At 69.9% G+C, this 16377-nt stretch carries 19 protein-coding genes; 14 read left to right on the top strand and 5 right to left on the bottom strand.

The features are described from left to right. Positions 1-62 precede the first annotated feature (62 nt). Positions 63-1229 carry a GGDEF domain-containing protein gene (locus ACWEVP_RS07480; RefSeq protein ID WP_452061955.1) on the top strand — a complete coding sequence of 389 codons (1167 nt, stop codon included), beginning with the start codon at positions 63-65 and terminating at the stop codon, positions 1227-1229. On the opposite strand, the gene ACWEVP_RS07475 is transcribed toward ACWEVP_RS07480, so the two are convergent. Next, positions 1226-1870, bottom strand: coding sequence for a TetR/AcrR family transcriptional regulator (locus ACWEVP_RS07475; RefSeq protein ID WP_086671830.1), 645 nt, complete (start codon positions 1868-1870; stop codon positions 1226-1228). The genes ACWEVP_RS07480 and ACWEVP_RS07475 overlap by 4 nt on opposite strands. Before the next feature lie 88 nt (positions 1871-1958). On the opposite strand from ACWEVP_RS07475, the gene ACWEVP_RS07470 reads away from it, so the two are divergent. Beyond that, on the top strand, positions 1959-3173 hold the full coding sequence (locus ACWEVP_RS07470; protein WP_452061763.1) for an alpha/beta fold hydrolase: 1215 nt from the start codon (positions 1959-1961) through the stop codon (positions 3171-3173). Positions 3174-3215: 42 nt separating this feature from the next. On the opposite strand, the gene ACWEVP_RS07465 is transcribed toward ACWEVP_RS07470, so the two are convergent. Beyond that, complete coding sequence (locus ACWEVP_RS07465) at positions 3216-3626, bottom strand: DUF3151 domain-containing protein (protein WP_452061762.1); 411 nt, start codon at positions 3624-3626, stop codon at positions 3216-3218. Positions 3627-3912: 286 nt separating this feature from the next. On the opposite strand from ACWEVP_RS07465, the gene ACWEVP_RS07460 reads away from it, so the two are divergent. Genes ACWEVP_RS07460 through ACWEVP_RS07450 form a run of 3 tightly spaced genes read left to right on the top strand, consistent with a single transcriptional unit; the run spans position 3913 to position 5783 of the window. Beyond that, a complete protein-coding gene (locus ACWEVP_RS07460; protein WP_452061761.1) occupies positions 3913-5085 on the top strand; it encodes a hypothetical protein in 1173 nt (390 codons plus the stop codon). Positions 5086-5107: 22 nt separating this feature from the next. Beyond that, positions 5108-5386, top strand: a complete 279-nt coding sequence (locus ACWEVP_RS07455) for a type II toxin-antitoxin system Phd/YefM family antitoxin (RefSeq protein WP_452061760.1) — start codon at positions 5108-5110, stop codon at positions 5384-5386. After that, complete coding sequence (locus tag ACWEVP_RS07450) at positions 5379-5783, top strand: type II toxin-antitoxin system VapC family toxin (protein ID WP_452061759.1); 405 nt, start codon at positions 5379-5381, stop codon at positions 5781-5783. The genes ACWEVP_RS07455 and ACWEVP_RS07450 overlap by 8 nt, the downstream gene beginning before the upstream one ends. Positions 5784-5836: 53 nt before the next feature. Here ACWEVP_RS07450 and fbaA read toward each other — a convergent pair whose 3' ends face one another. Both fbaA and ACWEVP_RS07440 read right to left on the bottom strand, forming a co-directional pair. Next, complete coding sequence (gene fbaA / locus ACWEVP_RS07445; protein ID WP_452061758.1) at positions 5837-6868, bottom strand: class II fructose-bisphosphate aldolase; 1032 nt, start codon at positions 6866-6868, stop codon at positions 5837-5839. A 155-nt stretch (positions 6869-7023) separates the two neighbouring features. Next, on the bottom strand, positions 7024-7845 hold the full coding sequence (locus ACWEVP_RS07440) for an LLM class F420-dependent oxidoreductase (protein ID WP_452061757.1): 822 nt from the start codon (positions 7843-7845) through the stop codon (positions 7024-7026). Positions 7846-7908: 63 nt separating this feature from the next. Between ACWEVP_RS07440 and ACWEVP_RS07435 the strand changes: the two genes are divergently transcribed. The 6 genes from ACWEVP_RS07435 to ACWEVP_RS07410 all read left to right on the top strand — a co-directional run bounded on the left by ACWEVP_RS07435 (position 7909) and on the right by ACWEVP_RS07410 (position 13675). Further along, entirely contained in the window at positions 7909-8835 is a 927-nt protein-coding gene (locus tag ACWEVP_RS07435; RefSeq protein WP_452061756.1) for an aldo/keto reductase, read from the top strand. 55 nt (positions 8836-8890) lie between these two features. Further along, complete coding sequence (locus tag ACWEVP_RS07430) at positions 8891-9802, top strand: SDR family oxidoreductase (protein WP_452061755.1); 912 nt, start codon at positions 8891-8893, stop codon at positions 9800-9802. A gap of 2 nt (positions 9803-9804) precedes the next feature. Next, complete coding sequence (locus ACWEVP_RS07425) at positions 9805-10281, top strand: pyridoxamine 5'-phosphate oxidase family protein (protein WP_452061754.1); 477 nt, start codon at positions 9805-9807, stop codon at positions 10279-10281. Positions 10282-10362: 81 nt separating this feature from the next. Further along, positions 10363-11835 (top strand): flavin-containing monooxygenase, encoded by a 1473-nt coding sequence (locus ACWEVP_RS07420; RefSeq protein ID WP_452061753.1) that lies wholly within the window; start codon positions 10363-10365, stop codon positions 11833-11835. Continuing rightward, positions 11832-12689 (top strand): metal-dependent hydrolase, encoded by an 858-nt coding sequence (locus tag ACWEVP_RS07415; RefSeq protein ID WP_452061752.1) that lies wholly within the window; start codon positions 11832-11834, stop codon positions 12687-12689. Before ACWEVP_RS07420 ends, ACWEVP_RS07415 begins: the two co-directional genes overlap by 4 nt. A gap of 50 nt (positions 12690-12739) precedes the next feature. After that, positions 12740-13675 (top strand): PDR/VanB family oxidoreductase, encoded by a 936-nt coding sequence (locus ACWEVP_RS07410; protein WP_452061954.1) that lies wholly within the window; start codon positions 12740-12742, stop codon positions 13673-13675. Here ACWEVP_RS07410 and ACWEVP_RS07405 read toward each other — a convergent pair. Next, on the bottom strand, positions 13670-13954 hold the full coding sequence (locus ACWEVP_RS07405; RefSeq protein WP_364447974.1) for a YciI family protein: 285 nt from the start codon (positions 13952-13954) through the stop codon (positions 13670-13672). The genes ACWEVP_RS07410 and ACWEVP_RS07405 overlap by 6 nt on opposite strands. Positions 13955-14143: 189 nt before the next feature. Between ACWEVP_RS07405 and ACWEVP_RS07400 the strand changes: the two genes are divergently transcribed. From ACWEVP_RS07400 to ACWEVP_RS07390, 3 genes are all read left to right on the top strand, one after another. Continuing rightward, entirely contained in the window at positions 14144-14716 is a 573-nt protein-coding gene (locus ACWEVP_RS07400) for an RNA polymerase sigma factor (protein ID WP_163046624.1), read from the top strand. A 91-nt stretch (positions 14717-14807) separates the two neighbouring features. Then, positions 14808-15959, top strand: coding sequence for an N-acetylglucosamine-6-phosphate deacetylase (gene nagA / locus ACWEVP_RS07395; protein ID WP_452061953.1), 1152 nt, complete (start codon positions 14808-14810; stop codon positions 15957-15959). A 24-nt stretch (positions 15960-15983) separates the two neighbouring features. Further along, positions 15984-16337, top strand: a complete 354-nt coding sequence (locus ACWEVP_RS07390; RefSeq protein ID WP_452061751.1) for a hypothetical protein — start codon at positions 15984-15986, stop codon at positions 16335-16337. Positions 16338-16377: the final 40 nt, after the last annotated feature.

The following is a 16377-nucleotide window of genomic DNA, read 5'->3' as shown; positions in this document are numbered from 1 at the left end:
ACTGGGCACTGTGGTCGCGTCCGCGCATGTGGATCGCGGTCACGCTCACGGCGATGGCCGCGATGGTGGTCTGGACCGTCACCACGGCCGTGGTGGTTCCGGTGACGAGCAGCGCACTGGGGATGTTCGCGTTGATCACCGGGCTCGCCGTGGCGCAGACGGAGATCAGCAGGCGGATCGAACGCCAGCGCCGCACCCTGAGCAAGGGCCCGCACATCAGCACCACCTCGGTGTGGCTGGTGCCGGCGAGCCTGCTCCTGCCGCCGCAGCTGGTCACCGCGCTCGGTCTCGTCCTCTACGTCTACCTCGCGTTCCGCAGCTGGTCCGGCACCCGGCCGGGGCAGCCGCACCGCGTCGCCGCGAACATGACGACGGCCATCCTTTCCGGACTGGCGGCGAACCTCGTGGGCCCGGTGGGGAGCGGGCACACGGTGGCGACGGTCGGCGCGGCGGCGCTCGTGTTCTTCGTGGTCAACACCGCGCTGACCGGCCTCGGCCTGTACTGCGCGGACCCGGCCAAGGCCACCCTGGCGTCGTGCCTGGGCACCATGGACGACAACCTGCTGGAGCTGGCGCTGCTGTCGGTCGGCGGGCTGCTGACGATGATGCTGGCCGACGAGCCCTACCTGTCCGTGCTGGTCATCCTGCCGCTGTACGTGCTGCAGCGGTCCGTGCTGATCAAGCGGCTCGAGGAGCTCGCCACCACCGACCAGAAGACCCAGCTGCTCAACGCCACGACCTGGCAGGACGGCGCCCAGCGCGAGATCTCCCGCGCGGAGCGCGAAAACGGCAGCTTCGGCGCCATGATGATCGACCTCGACCACTTCAAGCGGATCAACGACACCTACGGGCACCTCGCGGGGGACGACGTGCTCAAGGCGGTCGCCGCCGTGGTCAAGCAGGAAACCCGGGCGCACGACCTGGTCGGCCGGTTCGGCGGCGAGGAGTTCGTCGCGCTGCTGCCCGCGACGTCCAAAGAAGACGCCATCGTGACGGCGGAACGGATCCGGCAACGGGTCAGCGAACTGATCATCAGCACGACGACCAACGAAGGCGCCGCCGTCGACATCGAACGCCAGACGGCGTCGATCGGCGTCGCCGCCTACCCGCTCGACGGGGCGTCGATCGAGGAAGTGATGGCGTCCGCCGACGCGGCCGTGTACGCGGCCAAACACGGCGGCCGCAACCGCGTGGTGGGGTCCGCCGAGGTGGCCCTCGCCGCGGCTTAGCGCAGCCGGTCGATGACGTCGCTCGCCTTCGTCTGGAGGCGGGCGACGCCGCCGACCGTGAATTCGGTGAGCAGGTCGATCAGGGCCTCCTGGTCCGGCGGCTCGCCGTCCCACGTCGCCTGCACCAGTGACTCCGTCATCGCGAAGAAGAGCGTGACGAGCGCGCGGTCGGCGCGGCCGGAGTCGATGCCGTGCGCGGCCCACCGCTTGCGGGCGGCGCCGGCGTAGACGACGGCCAGCCTCTCCCTCAACCGGGTGAGAGCGGGGTCGCCGGCGCGCTCGGCCGCCCGGAGTACGCCGTAGGCCTCCGGGCTGTCCGCGACGAACGTGACCATGTTGGCGTAGTTGGCCCGCGCCCAGGCGCGCAGACCGGGCTGCGGGTCGGTCACCGCCGGGCTCGCGATGGCGGCGAACGCCTGCTCCTCCGTCACGGCCACGACCTCGGAAAACAGCGTCGCGCGATCACCGAACTGCTCGTAGACGGCCTGGCGGGAGACACCGGCTTCGCGCGCGATCTGCTCGATCGTCGCGCCCTGCATCCCGTGCTGCGCGACGACCTTCGCCGTCGCGTGCAGGACGCGGGCGCGCTGCTCACCGACCGGGAGCTTGCGCGGCCGCCCGCGCGGAGCGGGGCTTGACATTGTGGTCCACCTCACGTGATTCTTTTTCCGACACCTCTGTCAAAAAAGGTGTTCCCCGCGCACTAGTCCTGCTCAACGAGGAGCAAGCATGCGTATCTTCTCTCGTCGCGCCCTCTCCGCGGCGGTCGCCACGATTTCCGTCCTGGTCTTGGCGACTCCCGGCGCCTCCGCCGCGTCCTTCTACGATCCCCCGTCACCACTGCCGGCCGGCGGCGACGGTGACGTCATCCGGCACGAGGCCTCGACGTTCTACATCGACCCGGTCAAGCTGATCAAGGCCGACGCGAACGTGCAGCGGATCATGTACCGCAGCACCGACACGCACGGTTCGCCGATCGCCGTCACCGGTACGGTGCTGACCCCGCGCACGGCGTGGAAGGGCGCCGGCGTGCGCCCGGTCGTCTCCTACGCCGTCGGCACGCAGGGCGAGGGCGACGGCTGCGCGCCGTCGAAAGCGCTTGCCGCCGGCTTCGAGTACGAGGGCCCGTTCATCGCGGGGCTGCTGACGCGGGGCTACGGCGTCGTCGTCACCGACTACGAAGGGCTCGGCACGCCGGGCGACCACACGTACGTCAACCGCGCGGCGGAAGGGCACGCGGTGCTCGACGCGATCCGCGCGGCCCAACGGCTGCCGGAGGCGGGGCTTCCCGACGACGGCCCGGTCGCGATCGCGGGCTACTCCCAGGGCGGCGGCGCGTCGGCCGCGGCGGCGGAGCTGCAGCCGAGCTACGCACCCGAGCTGAAGCTGAAGGGCGCGTACGCCGGCGCGGTGCCGGCGGACCTGGCTTCGGTGGCGAAGAACCTCGACGGGCACTACGCGTTCGGCTTCCTCGCGTTCGCGATGGTGAGCATGAACTACGCGTACCCCGAGCTGAACATCCCGGCGCTGCTCAACGCGCGCGGCAAGCAGGTGTTCGAGCAGGTCCGCACCGAGTGCACGGTGGAGGCGATCGCCGCGCACGCGTTCACGCAGTCCGCGGAGCTGACCAACGACGGGCGGCCGGTGACCGGGTTCCTCGGTGAGGAGCCCTACGCGTCGCGAGTGGCGGAGCAGAAGATCGGGAGGCTGAAGCCGTCGGCGCCGGTGCTGATCGTCCACAGCGCGCTCGACGACATCGTGCCCTACGCCCAGGACCGCGACCTGGGCCGGACGTGGTGCGGCAAGGGCGTGAAGGTGCAGTTCAGCACGTCACTGGTGCCGACGCACGTGCTCACCGCGGTGCGCGCGTTCCCGGAGGCGTTCGCGTGGCTGGAGGGTCGCTTCGCGGGTCTGCCGGCGGTGAGCAACTGCGGCCTGTTCTGAGGTCTGCCGGGCCCGGGACCGCGCGGTCCCGGGCCCGCGTGGTCACTTGAGGCCGGTGGCTTCCGCGGCGGCGGGGTCGGAGTCGGCGAGGAAGGTCTTGCAGCGGTCGTACTCCTCGGTCTCGCCGATCTTCCCGGCGGCCTTGCCGAGGACGGCGAGGGCGCGCAGGAACCCCTGGTTGGGGCGGTGGGACCACGGCACCGGGCCGAAGCCCTTCCAGCCGGCGCGGCGCAGCTGGTCGAGACCCCGGTGGTAGCCGGTGCGGGCGTACGCGTACGCGGCGACGGTCTCGCCCGCGTCCAGGGCCTTCTCGGCCAGCGAGGCCCACGCCTCGCTGTAGTCGGGGTGTTCGGCCGCGACGGCGGCCGGATCGGTCCCGGCGTCGAGCGCGGCCTGGGCGGCGGTGTGCTCGGGCAGCAGCGTCGGCTCGGGGCCGAGCAGGTTGTGCGTCATGCCGCCCATTCTGCCCTCAGAAGAACAGCGCTCCGAGAACCCCGCCACCGGCCAGGACCAGAGCGCCGACCAGGACGGCGGCCACAACTCGTTTCGGCATCATGGCGGGACACCATGCCAACCCGCGCACGCCGAAAGCAAGTCGTCCACCCCTAAGGGTGAATCCGGGCGCGAAGCGCCTCCGTTGAGGGTGGCGGTGGGGAAGAAGGTAGGGGGAATCCCGATTTTCGCGTCTTTCGCCACGGTCTTGGCCCGCTCGTGACCATGACCGGCCATGATGTCCGGCATGGCCAAGGCAGTGGACGTCCCGGTGGACGTGATCCCGCGCAGCCCCATCGGCAAGACGCGGCTGTTCTTCACGCGGCACTGGCACCGCGGCGCCCCCGGGCAGCCGACCCCGGACTGGGTGCTCCGGTTCTGCTACGGGATGTGGCTGGCGGCGTTCGCGTTCAAGCTGCTGGGCTCGTCCTGGGACATGTCGTGGCACTTCAGGTGGCTGCGCGACGACCTGGCGCCGCCGCACCTCATCAACACGGTCGGCACGGTGATCATCGTCGTGCTGGTGGCGATCCACAGCTACACGGGCCTGGGTGCCGACAAGACGTCCTTGCGCCTGATGCAGATCGGCCTGCTGACGTTCCTGGTGGCGGCGCCGCTGGACGTCATCAACCACCGCGTCAACGGCCTGGACCTGACCGCGTGGAGCCCATCCCACATGATGCTGTACCTGGGCACGGGCATCATGCAGGCGGGCGTCCTGCTGGGCTGGCTGCGGCTGTCCCCGCCGGGCCGCTTCCGGACGGGCGTGCTGCTCGCGCTGTGGGCGTTCTTCCTGGAGAACACGTTCTTCCCGAACGGCCAGCAGGAGTACGGGATCCTGGGCCTGCGCGCGTGGGAGCGCGGCGAGCCCGAGGCCGAGAAGTCGCTGCTGGACTTCGCGGCGAACCAGATCGGCCACCCGGTCGACCGGACGGCGGTGCTGCACTTCACGATGCCGATCCCGGAGTGGGTGTACCCGCTGTGGGGCATCGGCGTGATGGCGTTGATCCTGGCCCTGGCGCGCAAGACGCTGGGTTTCCGCTGGGCGGCTTCCGCGGTGGCGCTCGCGTACGTCGCTTACCGGTCGGTGATGTGGCCGCTGCTGCTCGGGCTGGGGTTCCCGGTGTCGACGGTGCCGTTCTACCTGCTGTTCGTCGGATTGGCGGTGGACCTGGCGTTCGCGATGTCTTCCGGAGTGCTGCGTGCCGGCGCGGGAGCGCTGCTGGTGACGGCGTTCGGGTACGGGGCGCTGTGGGTGCAGTCGCAGTTCCGGCCGTGGGTGCTGGGTGACGCGCACACGGAGTCGGCGCCACCGGTGGCGTACTGGACGGCGTTGGTGGTGCTGATGGGGGTGTTCGCCCTCTGGGCGGCGGCCGGCCCGGCTTCGCGCCGCTGGACAGCGCGGCGGGTAACGGTGTAGCACCCGGTGCTACACTCGCTTGGTGAACGTCATCAGCCAGCGGGAGTTCCGGAACAACTCGGCCGCGATCATGGACGCGGTCGAAGCAGGCGAGACGTACCACGTCACCCGGAACGGCGTGGAGATCGCCGAACTGCGCCCGGTGTCACGCCGGAAGCGGTTCACCGCGGCAGAGCTGGTCGAGCGGCACAGGCGACTGCCCCGGGTCGACGCCGCCGACTTGCGGCGAGATGTCGACGAGTTCTTCGGCGACGATCGCCTCAGCGACGACGACAACCCCTGGGAACGCACGCGTGGCTGAACGTCACACGGCCGGCGTGCTCGACACCTGCGCTTACATCGAACTCGGCTCGCTGGACCCGGAGACGCTTCCGGACTTTCCGGAGATCACCGCCGTGACCATGGCCGAACTCCATCAAGGCGTCGTCATGACGACGGATCCGGCCGCGAAGGCGCTGCGGAACGAGCAATTGGGCGCGGCCATCGTCGAATTCACTCCGTTGCCGTTCGACGGCGAGGCCGCCGCGCGATACGGCACGCTGGTCGCGCTGACCATCGCCGCGGGCCGATCACCACGGCCGCGCCGGATGGACCTGATGATCGCCGCGATCGCCTCCGTGCGCGGCTTGCCGCTGTACACCCGCAACGCGAAGGACTTCCGCGGTCTCGAAAGCCTGCTCGAAGTCGTCGAGGTCTGAACACGACGAAGGGGCCGCACTTTCACGTGAAAGTGCGGCCCCTTCGCGCGTGACTACTTGAGCTTCGTGCCGGCCGAACCGAGCGCCTGGCAGGCCTCGACGACCCGCTGGGCCATGCCGGCCTCAGCCGCCTTCAGGTACGACCGCGGGTCGTAGACCTTCTTGTTGCCGACCTCGCCGTCGATCTTCAGGACGCCGTCGTAGTTCTTGAAGAAGTGGTCCACGATCGGACGCGTGAACGCGTACTGCGTGTCCGTGTCCACGTTCATCTTCACCACGCCGTACGACACCGCCTCGCGGATCTCCTCCGGGAGCGAGCCCGAGCCGCCGTGGAAGACCAGCTCGAACGGCTTCGCACCGCTGTCCAGCCCGAGCTTCTTCGCCGCCGCCTCCTGGCCGCCCTTCAGCACGTCCGGGCGCAGCTTCACGTTGCCCGGCTTGTACACGCCGTGGACGTTGCCGAAGGTCGCCGCCAGCAGGTAGCGGCCCTTCTCGCCCGCGCCCAGCGCGTCGATCGTCTTCAGGAAGTCGCCCTCGGCGGTGTACAGCTTCTCGTTGATCTCCGCCTCGACACCGTCCTCTTCGCCGCCGACGACGCCGATCTCGACCTCGAGGATGATCTTCGCGGCCGCCGTCTTGGCCAGCAGCTCCGCGGCGATCTCGAGGTTCTCGTCGAGGTCGATCGCCGAGCCGTCCCACATGTGGGACTGGAACAGCGGGTTCTGGCCGTTCTTGACGCGCTCGGCCGAGATCTCGATCAGCGGCCGGACGAAGCCGTCCAGCTTGTCCTTCGGGCAGTGGTCGGTGTGCAGCGCGACGTTGACGTCGTACTTCGCGGCGACGACCTGGGCGAACTCCGCCAGCGCGGTCGCGCCGGTCACCATGTCCTTGACCTTCTGGCCGGACGCGAACTCGGCACCGCCGGTGGAGAACTGGATGATGCCGTCGCTCTCCGCCTCGGCGAAGCCGCGGATGGCGGCGTTCACGGTCTCGGACGAGGTCACGTTGATGGCCGGGTAGGCGAACTCGTTCGCCTTGGCCCGGTCGAGCATCTCCGCGTAGACCTCGGGGGTGGCGATGGGCATCGTTGACTCCTCCTTGGCACAGGGTGGTCCCGACCGCATCGTACGAGGTGGACCGCCGCCGCACACCGGTCCCCGGGGAGAAACTTCTCCGCACGTGGAATCGGTTCAGAAGGGGGCGTGTCCGGCCGCCGGGGTAACCGGCGGCCGGACGGAGATCACAGCAGTTCGGACGCCAGCGCGCGGTAGGCCGGCCACGGGTCCTCGTTCAGCACCTGGATGTTGACGTGGTCCGCACCGGCCTCGAAGTGCTCGCGCAGGCCCGCCGCGATCGTCGCGGCCTCGCCGTGCAGGACCAGCGCGTCGACCAGGCGGTCACTGCCCTCACCCGCGAGGTCGTCGTCCGTGAAGCCGAGTTTCCGCAGGTTGGCGACGTAGTTCGACAGCCCGAGGTAGAACTTGACGGTGGTGCGGCCGATCGCCCTGGCCTCGGCCGCGTCGGTCCCGAGGACCACCTTGTGCTCCGGGGCCAGCAGCTTGCCGACGCCGAGGATTTCCCGCGCCTCGCGCGTGTGCTGCGGCGTCACCAGGTACGGGTGCGCACCCGCCGTGCGGTCGCCGGACAGCTTGACGACCTTGGGCCCGAGGGCCGCCAGCGCGCGGCCGGCCACCGGGACGCCCGCCGCGTCCAGGCCGTCCAGGTATTCGACGATCGCCGCGTAGGGCTTCTTGAACTCCTGCGTGTGCTCGGGGTGGCCCGCGCCGATGCCGAGCAGGAACCGGTCCGGGTACTTCCCGGCGATGCGCTCGTACGCCTTCGCGATCGAGGCGGGTTCGTCCTGCCAGATGTTCACGATGCCGGTCGCGACGACCAGGGAGTCCGTCGCCGCCAGCAGGTCGTCCACGTAGGCGAGGTCACCACCGGGTGAACCGCCCAGCCAGATCGCGGTGTAGCCGAGCTTCTCCGCCTCGGCCGCGAAGCTCGCGTCGACCTGCGCGTAGTGCCGCCAGATACCGATCTTGCCCAGTTCGATTGCCATGGAACACTCCAACGCGTGGGACGGCGATTTTCCTCCCGGCTCCGGCGAATTACTGTCGGGAACATGACCAAGCTGGGCAACACCGACCTCGACGTGTACGGGCTCAACCTCGGCGGCAACGTCTTCGGCTGGACCGCCGACGAGCCGCAGTCCTTCGCCGTGCTCGACGCCTACACCGCGGCCGGTGGCAACTTCGTGGACACCGCCGACCTCTACGGCGGCGGAGGCGGCTCCGAGGAGATCCTCGGCAACTGGCTGGCCGCCCGCGGCAACCGGGACGACGTCCTCGTCGCGACCAAGGTCGGCATGTGGGACGGCCGGCCGGGTCTGTCCGCGAAGAACATCCGGGCCGCGGCCGAGGATTCGCTACGCCGTCTCAAGACCGACCACATCGACCTCTACTACGCGCACCGGGACGACCCGGACACCCCGCTCGAGGAGACGCTGACGGCGTTCGACGCGCTGGTCCGCGCGGGCAAGGTCCGCCACCTCGGCGCGTCCAACTACAGCGCCGAACGGCTCGCCGACGCACTGTCCATTTCGGACAGGAACGGGCTCGCCCGGTACGCCGTGCTGCAGCCGCACTACAACCTCCTCGAGCGGGACTACGAACGCGACCTCGCCCCGCTCGTCGAGCGCGAAGGCCTGGCCACCCTGCCGTTCTTCTCGCTCGCGAAGGGCTTTCTGACCGGCAAGTACCGCACGAAGGACCACCACGTCGACAGCCCGCGCGCCGCCCGCGCAGAGTCCTATTTGGACGAACGCGGCGAGCGCGTGCTCGCCGAGCTCGACAAGGTGGCAGCAGCACACGACACCTCGGTCGCCGCGGTGTCCCTCGCGTGGCTCAGCCAGCAGCCGACGGTCGCCGCCCCGATCGCCAGCGCCCGGACGACCGAGCAGCTCACCGACCTGATCGCCTCGGTCACCCTGACCCTGACTCCAGAAGAAGTAGCCGCACTTTCACGTGAAAGTGCGGCTACTGCTGGGTAGCTTACTACGGGTAAGTTGAGGTACGGTGCCCTCAAGTGACGTCTAGGAGGGCACCGTGGCCAACCCGTTTTCGCTGCTGAGCGGCACCAAGAAGGTCGACGGCAAGGTCGTGCTGATCACCGGCGCCGCCCGCGGCATCGGCGCCGGACTGGCCGAGCGGCTCGCCGCGCGCGGCGCGAAGGTCGCCCTCGTCGGCCTCGAAGCCGACGAGCAGCAGAAGGTCGCCGACCGGATCGGCGCGAACGCGAAGTCCTGGGAAGCCGACGTCACGAGCTGGGACGCGCTCGAAACCGCGGCGAAGAGCGTTGTCGAGCACTTCGGCGGCATCGACATCGTCATCGCGAACGCCGGCATCGCGACCGCGGGCTTCGTCCGCTCGGTCGACCGCGCCGCGTTCGAGAAGGTCATCGAGGTAGACCTGCTCGGCGTCTGGCGCACGTTCCGCGTCACGCTCCCGCACGTCATCGAGCGCAAGGGCTACCTGCTCGCCATCTCCAGCCTCGCCGCGATCACGCACGCACCGGGCATGGCGAACTACGCGGCCGCGAAGGCGGGCGTCGAAGCCTTCTCCAACAGCCTCCGCGCCGAGGTCGCCCACCTGGGCGTCAAGGTCGGCGTCGCGCACCCGACGTGGATCCGCACCGACCTCGTCGAAAGCGCCGACGCGCACCCCGTGTTCGGCAAGCTGCGCGCGTCGATGCCCGGCCTGATCGGCAAGACCTACCCGCTCGACGTCGCCCTCGACGACCTCGAAGCGGGCATCCTCAAGCGCGCCCGGACCATCCACGTGCCGCGCTGGGTCGGCGGCCTCAAGCTGCTCCGCGCGTTCCTCCCGCCGATCATCGAAATCGGCTCTCGCAGCCGGGTACCTTCGGCGGACAAGGCCGCGCTCGCCGACATCGAGGCCCGCGGCGCGTTCGAGTCGGCGGTCACCGGCCACGGCGGCCGGGCCGCCACCAAGGGGTGAAGATGTCCCGTCGTGACCAGATCCGGATGACCGAAGACGAGGTGCGCGCGTACTTCGACGAGCAGAAGGTCATCAACGTCGCCAGCATCGGCCCGAACGGCCGCCCGCACCTCGCGCCGCTCTGGTACTACCCGCACGCGGACGGCGGCGTCGCGACCTGGACGTACGGCACGTCGCAGAAGGCGAAGAACCTCCGGCGGCTGCCGGAGGCGACGGTGCTCATCGAGGACGGCGACAGCTACGAAAAGCTCCGCGGCGTCTCGCTCGAAGCCGACGTCGAGATCGTCGAGGACACCGAAGAAGTCACCCGGATGGGGATCACGCTCATGCAGCGGTACGCCGGTGCCAAGCCGGGCGACCCCGTCCCCGACGAGCTGCGCGGATTCATCGCAGGTCAGGCCCCCAAGCGCGTCGGGCTCGTCTTCCGCCCGACCAAGGTCGTCAGCTGGGACCACACCAAGCTCGGCGGGACGTACTAACCAGTAGGGAGTACTTCCAAGTAACTGTTACCTGAGGTAACGTCATCTGGGCAGCATCCTCGAAGCAGCGGAGGCCGACAGATGACCGAGCGGTTCAAGGTCGTGATCGTGGGCACCGGATTTTCCGGGCTCGGCCAGGCGATCCAGCTCGAAAAGGCCGGCATCCGGGACTACGTGATCCTGGAGAAGGCCGACGAAGTGGGCGGGACCTGGCGCGACAACTCGTACCCCGGGTGCGCGTGTGACGTGCAGTCGCACATGTACTCGTTCTCGTACGAGCAGAACCCGGACTGGTCGCGGTCGTTCTCGCCGCAGCCGGAGATCTTCGGCTACCTCAAGGGTGTCGCGGACAAGTACCGGCTGCGCGAGAAGATCCGGTTCGGCGTCGAGCTCACCGGCGCCCACTGGGACGAAGGCGAACGCCGCTGGACGGCGACGACGAAGGACGGCCGCGAGTTCGTCGCGCAGTTCCTCGTCTCCGGCGTCGGCGGCCTGCACATCCCGCAGGTCCCCGAACTGCCCGGGATCAAGACGTTCAAGGGCCAGACGTGGCACTCGGCGCAGTGGAACCACGAGTACGACCTGCGCGGCAAAAAGGTCGCCGTCGTCGGCACCGGTGCCAGCGCGGTCCAGTTCGTCCCGAAGATCGCCCCGGACGTCGAAGAGCTGACGCTGTTCCAGCGGACGCCGCCGTGGATCATGCCGAAACCCGATCACGCGATGCCGTCGTGGGCGCAGACGCTGTTCAAGCGCGTCCCGGGCACCCAGCGCGTCTACCGCAACGCGCTGTACTGGCTACTCGAAGCCCGCGCCATCGGCTTCAACGGCCACCCGGCGATCATGAAGGCCGGCGAGCTGATCGCGAAGCGGAACATCGCGAAGGGCATCAAGGACCCGGCGCTGCGCAAGAAGGTCACGCCCGACTACACGATGGGCTGCAAGCGCGTCCTGATCTCCAACGACTACTACCCGGCGCTCGCCCGGCCGAACGTCGACGTGAACACCTCCGGCATCAAGGAGGTCAAGGCGCACTCGATCGTCGACTCCGCCGGAGTCGAGCACGAGGTCGACGCGATCATCTACGGCACCGGCTTCAAGGTCACCGACGCGCTGGAGTACCTCGACATCACCGGCGTGGACGGCCGCGACCTGGCCAAGGAGTGGGCCACCGAAGGGATGCAGACGCACAAGGGGATCAGCGTCTCCGGCTTCCCGAACCTCTTCTTCCTGCTCGGCCCGAACACCGCGCTGGGCCACAACTCCGTCGTGTTCATGATCGAGTCGCAGTCGCGGTACGTCGTCGACGCCATCAAGCTCGCCGACTCCCGCGACGCCGCCGCGCTCGACGTCCGGCCGGGCGTGCAGGAGAAGTTCCAGCGGGAGATCCAGGACAAGCTCGTCAAGGGCGTCTGGACGCAGGGTGGCTGCAAGAGCTGGTACCTCGACGCGAAGGGCGTCAACCGGACGATCTGGCCCGGCTTCACCTGGCGCTACTGGCTGGAGACGCGCAAGGTCGACCCCGCGGACTACGAACTGTCCGGCCGCTCGTCATGACCACCGACGACGAACAGCTCGTCCTGCACGCACGGGACGTCAAGTTCGGCTGGGCGGCGCTGCCGATGCACTGGATCCCCGGCGAGCCGCAGGTCACCCACACCATGAACGTCCTGCACCTGGCGCTGCCCGAAGGCGAGCGCTGGTTCGTCGAGGTGTTCAAGCAGGCGGTGCCGCTGATCCGGGACGAGCGGCTCAAGGCGGACGTCCTCGGGTTCATCGGCCAGGAGGCGGTGCACGCCGAGGCGCACGACGGCGCGGCGGCGCACCTGGAAGCGGCGGGCGTGCCGGTACGGCCCTTCGTCGCGCAGATGGAGTGGCTGTTCCGCAGGCTGCTCGGCGACCGCGACCTGACCGGGCGCGCCGCCGAGGAGTGGCTCGTCGAGCGGCTCGGGATCATCGCCGCGATCGAGCACTACACGGCGTTCCTCGGCCAGTGGGTGCTCGACGCGCCCCTGGAGGACGCCGGCGCGGACCCGGTGATGCTCGACCTGCTGCGGTGGCACGGCGCCGAGGAGGTCGAGCACCGGTCGGTCGCGTTCGACTTGTTCATGCACCTCGACGGCCGGTACACGCGCCGGGTGCGCAGCATGGCGGCCGTGACGCCGGTGCTGGCGTGGGTCTTCGCCCGCGGCACGCGATATCTCATGCGTAACGATCCGACGCGCCCAGGCCGCGCTTCGCTGCGCGACTACCGGCGGGCGGCCCGGCGGGGCCTGCTGCCCACCGGGCGGCAGCTGGCCCGGGAGATCCGGCCGTACTTCCGGAAGTCGTACCACCCGACCGAGACAGGCAACACCGCGCAAGCAGTGGCCTACCTGGCGAGCTCCCCGGCAGCCCGGGCGGCGGAGTGACGCTCGGCCGGCCCGCCCGGCTGGACGGCAGCGGCCGGACCGACCACCTGATGTCCACTTTGGTCGGTGTCGTGGGCGTTTACCGCCGGATGTCGCAGTTCAGCGGCCGACGGCGACCGCCGGTTCGCGAAATCGACCGGAACTTGCCGCTGGTCGTCGAATCCGTCGAACCCGAAGCCGAAGGGGTCGTAAGCCTGCGCCTCGGCAACGGCGGTCCGCTGCCGGGCTGGCGACCGGGCGCGCACCTCGACCTCGTCCTTCCGTCGGGTCTGGTGCGGCAGTACTCCCTCTGCGGCGATCCGTCCGAAAAGGATCATTACCGCATCGCCGTGCGCAAGATCGGCGTCGCGTCGGCCGAGGTGCACGCGCTGACGCCGGGCACGCGGGTCACCGTGCGCGGCCCGCGGACGGCGTTCCCCTTCGTCGGTGACGGGCCGTTCCTGTTCATCGCGGGCGGCATCGGGATCACGCCGATCCTGCCGATGGTCCACCGTGCCGCGGCGAACGGCGCCGACTGGCGGCTGGTCTACACCGGCCGCAGCCGCGAGTCGATGCCGTTCCTGGACGAACTCCCGGCCGGCGACCGCGTGTGGATCCGCCCGGACACCGAGTACGGCATCCCGGCTTCGGGCGCGGAACTGCTCGAAGATCTGCCCGAAGGGGCAGCGGTGTACTGCTGCGGCCCGGCGCCGATGATCACCGGTGTGCGCGTCGACCTGGCGGCGAAGCGAGGCGCGGTGCACTTCGAACGGTTCGCCCCGCCGCCGATCGTCGACGGCGAGCCGTTCCAGCTGACTTTGCGCAGGTCAGGGCAGGTACTGCACGTTCCGGGCGACCGAACCGCCCTCGACGTCCTCCTCGAGACGCGGCCCGCCACACCCTACTCGTGCCGCCAGGGCTTCTGCGGGACGTGCGCGGTGCCGGCGGCCGGCGGCGGGTCGATGCGGATCTGCGTCGACCGCGGCACCACGGCGCTCGACCTATGACTCCGCGGGCAGCCAGGCGCCGATCACCGGCTTGAACTCGCGGACGCTGCGCTCGGCGACGACCCCCTCCAGGAAGTACGGGTCCTGGTCGATCGTCTCCTTGAGGTGCGCCTCGTCGTCGGCCTGGTAGAGCGTGAGGCCGCCGGTGCCGTCGCCCAGCGGGCCGGCGACCGCGACGCGGCCCTGCTCGGCCAGCTTGCTCAGGAACTCGCGGTGCCGCGGCCGGACGTCCGGCATCTTCTCCTGGACGTAGGTGATTTCGACGAGGAACCAGGCCATGGGGGCTCTCCGGGGTCGGGCGGGCGGTACCGGTCCGACGCTACCCGTGTCGAGGCGGCCGATCTGTGGCGACGGCAGGCCAACCCGATAGGCTGGGCGTGCGTCAGTACCTGTGTGAACGCTGTGAATACCGGGAGCCTGCTGGCGCGACGCACCGTGCAAACCGGGGTCGAGGACAGGCAGGGGTTCATGCTCGAGGGCAATGCGGAACGCAGTGTCGAGGCGACCCTCGGCCACCTGCGGGTCATGGACGGTCCGGCCCCGGCGCAGACAGCCGCGCCGCTGACCCTCGAAGACCTCTACCGCCAGCACCGCATGCGGCTGGTCAGGCTGGCGATTCTGCTGGTCGACGAGCCCGCGACCGCGGAAGACGTCGTCCAGGAGGCTTTCACCGGCCTGCACCGCAACTGGGGCCGCCTGCGGGACGCCGCGGCCGCGGTCGGCTACCTGCGCACGGCCGTGGTCAACGGGTCGCGCAGCGTGCTGCGCCGCCGCAAGACCGCTCGCGAGTACGTGCCGCCGCACGCGGTCAACGCGCGGTCCGCGGAGAGCCTCGCGATGCTGTCCAGCGAGCACCAAGCGGTGGTCAGCGCGCTGTCCAAGCTGCCGCCCCGCCAGCGCGAAGTGCTGGTGCTGCGTTACTACGGTGGGCTGAGCGAAGCCGAAATCTCTGAGGCCGCAGGCATTTCCAAGGGTACCGTTAAGTCGACCGCCAGCCGGGCGCTCGAGGCACTCCAGAAGGCCATGCAGGCCCCACAGTGACCCGGGTGGACCATTCCGATCACTGAGTCGTATCACCATGCTTGGTCCAGACCAATATATGCTGGGGTGCGTGAGAGGCGCCGGAGATTTCGTGATCATGGGCGGCCGGGTAGCTGCCCCGGACCGTGTACTCGACGACGGCTGGGTAGCCGTCTCCGACGGGCGGATCGCCGGCGTGGGTTCCGGGACCCCGCCGTCGGGCGAGCACGTCGACGTCGGTGGGGCACTGGTCGTGCCCGGGTTCATCGACACCCACTGCCACGGCGGGGGAGGTGCTTCGTTCACCTCCCTCGATCCCGAGGAACTCCTGACGGCGGTGCGAGCGCACCGCCGTCACGGCACCACGACCATGCTCGCCAGCCTGGTGTCCGACCCGGTGGACATCCTGCGCGACCAGGTCGCGGCGCTGCGTGAGCTCGTCCAGGACGGCGAGGTCGCGGGCATCCACCTGGAGGGGCCGTTCATTTCGAAGGCCCGTTGCGGGGCGCACGACCCGGAGACGCTCCTGGAGCCGGACACCGGCACGGTCGACAAGCTCCTGCGCGCCGGCCAGGGCGCGATCCGGATGGTCACCATCGCCCCGGAGCTGCACGGCGGCATCAAGGCCGTCCGGCAGCTCGCCGAATCGGGCGTCATCGCCGCCATCGGGCACACCGACGGCATCGAGGAGCAGCTGCTGCCGGCCATCGACGCGGGCGCGACCGTCGCGACCCACCTGTTCAACGGCATGCGGCCGCTGCACCACCGTGAACCGGGTCCGGTCGGGGCACTGCTCGATGACGAGCGCATCACGATCGAGCTCATCTGCGACCTGGTCCACCTGCACCCGACGGTGGTGCGACTGGCCGCCAAGCACGCGGGCCGCAACCGGACGGTGCTGATCACGGACGCGATGTCGGCCACCGACGCCGCCGACGGCCGCTACACGCTCGGCCGGCTGGAGGTCGACGTCCACGACGGCGTCGCCACGCTCGCCGACAACGGCTCGCTGGCCGGCAGCACCCTCACGATGGACACCGCCTTCCGCAATCTGGTCCGGGGTGCGAAACTCGGCATCCTCGACGCGGTGCACGCGACGTCGCAACGGCCCGCCGAGCTGCTCGGCATCGCCGACCGCACGGGGATGCTGTGCACCGGGTACGTGGCCGACATCGTCGTCCTCGACCAGGACCTGCGCCCCGCGAAGGTGCTGCGCCGGGGTGAGTGGGTCGCCGAGGTGGGTACGGCTACCTTGAGTACCTGATACGGACGAGCGAATTGGGCGGAGATGAGCGAGCCGAAGGACCCCGAGCAGTTGCTGGCGGACGCCCTTCGCGCGCAAGCCGTCTTCGCCCCTTCGGCGTCGCCGCCGCCGTCGCCGTCGCGGGAGAAGGAGCCGGAGGCCGTCCCGACCAACGAGCTGCCCTCCGCGTACGGGCTCCTCTCGGGCGCCGGCGCGGACTCGCTGGAGCGCGAGCGCGCGGCGCTGGACCCGATCGCCGAGGCCCCGACGGCGTACTCACCGCCGCCGCCTCCCCCGCCGCGCCAGTCGGCGCAGCTGCCCGCGTACTGGATCCTGCTGCTGGCGGTGCTGCTGGGCCTCGCCGCGGGGTCCGTGGTGGGCCTGCTGACGCTGGTCTGACCGGGTCTCAGTAACGACTCAGGGTGACCCTGTACCGTTT

It is taken from the genome of Amycolatopsis sp. NPDC003865, assembly GCF_053605345.1.
This window is presented reverse-complemented; position numbering and strand designations above follow the sequence as displayed.

Excerpts from the sequence above, each read along its gene's own strand:
- ACWEVP_RS07480 (WP_452061955.1), top strand. The coding sequence starts at position 63 with ATGGTGGTCTGGACCGTCACCACGGCCGTGGTGGTTCCGGTGACGAGC.
- ACWEVP_RS07475 (WP_086671830.1), bottom strand. The coding sequence starts at position 1,870 with ATGTCAAGCCCCGCTCCGCGCGGGCGGCCGCGCAAGCTCCCGGTCGGT.
- ACWEVP_RS07470 (WP_452061763.1), top strand. The coding sequence starts at position 1,959 with ATGCGTATCTTCTCTCGTCGCGCCCTCTCCGCGGCGGTCGCCACGATT.
- ACWEVP_RS07465 (WP_452061762.1), bottom strand. The coding sequence starts at position 3,626 with ATGACGCACAACCTGCTCGGCCCCGAGCCGACGCTGCTGCCCGAGCAC.
- ACWEVP_RS07460 (WP_452061761.1), top strand. The coding sequence starts at position 3,913 with ATGGCCAAGGCAGTGGACGTCCCGGTGGACGTGATCCCGCGCAGCCCC.
- fbaA (WP_452061758.1), bottom strand. The coding sequence starts at position 6,868 with ATGCCCATCGCCACCCCCGAGGTCTACGCGGAGATGCTCGACCGGGCC.
- ACWEVP_RS07440 (WP_452061757.1), bottom strand. The coding sequence starts at position 7,845 with ATGGCAATCGAACTGGGCAAGATCGGTATCTGGCGGCACTACGCGCAG.
- ACWEVP_RS07435 (WP_452061756.1), top strand. The coding sequence starts at position 7,909 with ATGACCAAGCTGGGCAACACCGACCTCGACGTGTACGGGCTCAACCTC.
- ACWEVP_RS07425 (WP_452061754.1), top strand. The coding sequence starts at position 9,805 with ATGTCCCGTCGTGACCAGATCCGGATGACCGAAGACGAGGTGCGCGCG.
- ACWEVP_RS07420 (WP_452061753.1), top strand. The coding sequence starts at position 10,363 with ATGACCGAGCGGTTCAAGGTCGTGATCGTGGGCACCGGATTTTCCGGG.
- ACWEVP_RS07415 (WP_452061752.1), top strand. The coding sequence starts at position 11,832 with ATGACCACCGACGACGAACAGCTCGTCCTGCACGCACGGGACGTCAAG.
- ACWEVP_RS07410 (WP_452061954.1), top strand. The coding sequence starts at position 12,740 with ATGTCCACTTTGGTCGGTGTCGTGGGCGTTTACCGCCGGATGTCGCAG.
- ACWEVP_RS07405 (WP_364447974.1), bottom strand. The coding sequence starts at position 13,954 with ATGGCCTGGTTCCTCGTCGAAATCACCTACGTCCAGGAGAAGATGCCG.
- ACWEVP_RS07400 (WP_163046624.1), top strand. The coding sequence starts at position 14,144 with ATGCTCGAGGGCAATGCGGAACGCAGTGTCGAGGCGACCCTCGGCCAC.
- ACWEVP_RS07390 (WP_452061751.1), top strand. The coding sequence starts at position 15,984 with ATGAGCGAGCCGAAGGACCCCGAGCAGTTGCTGGCGGACGCCCTTCGC.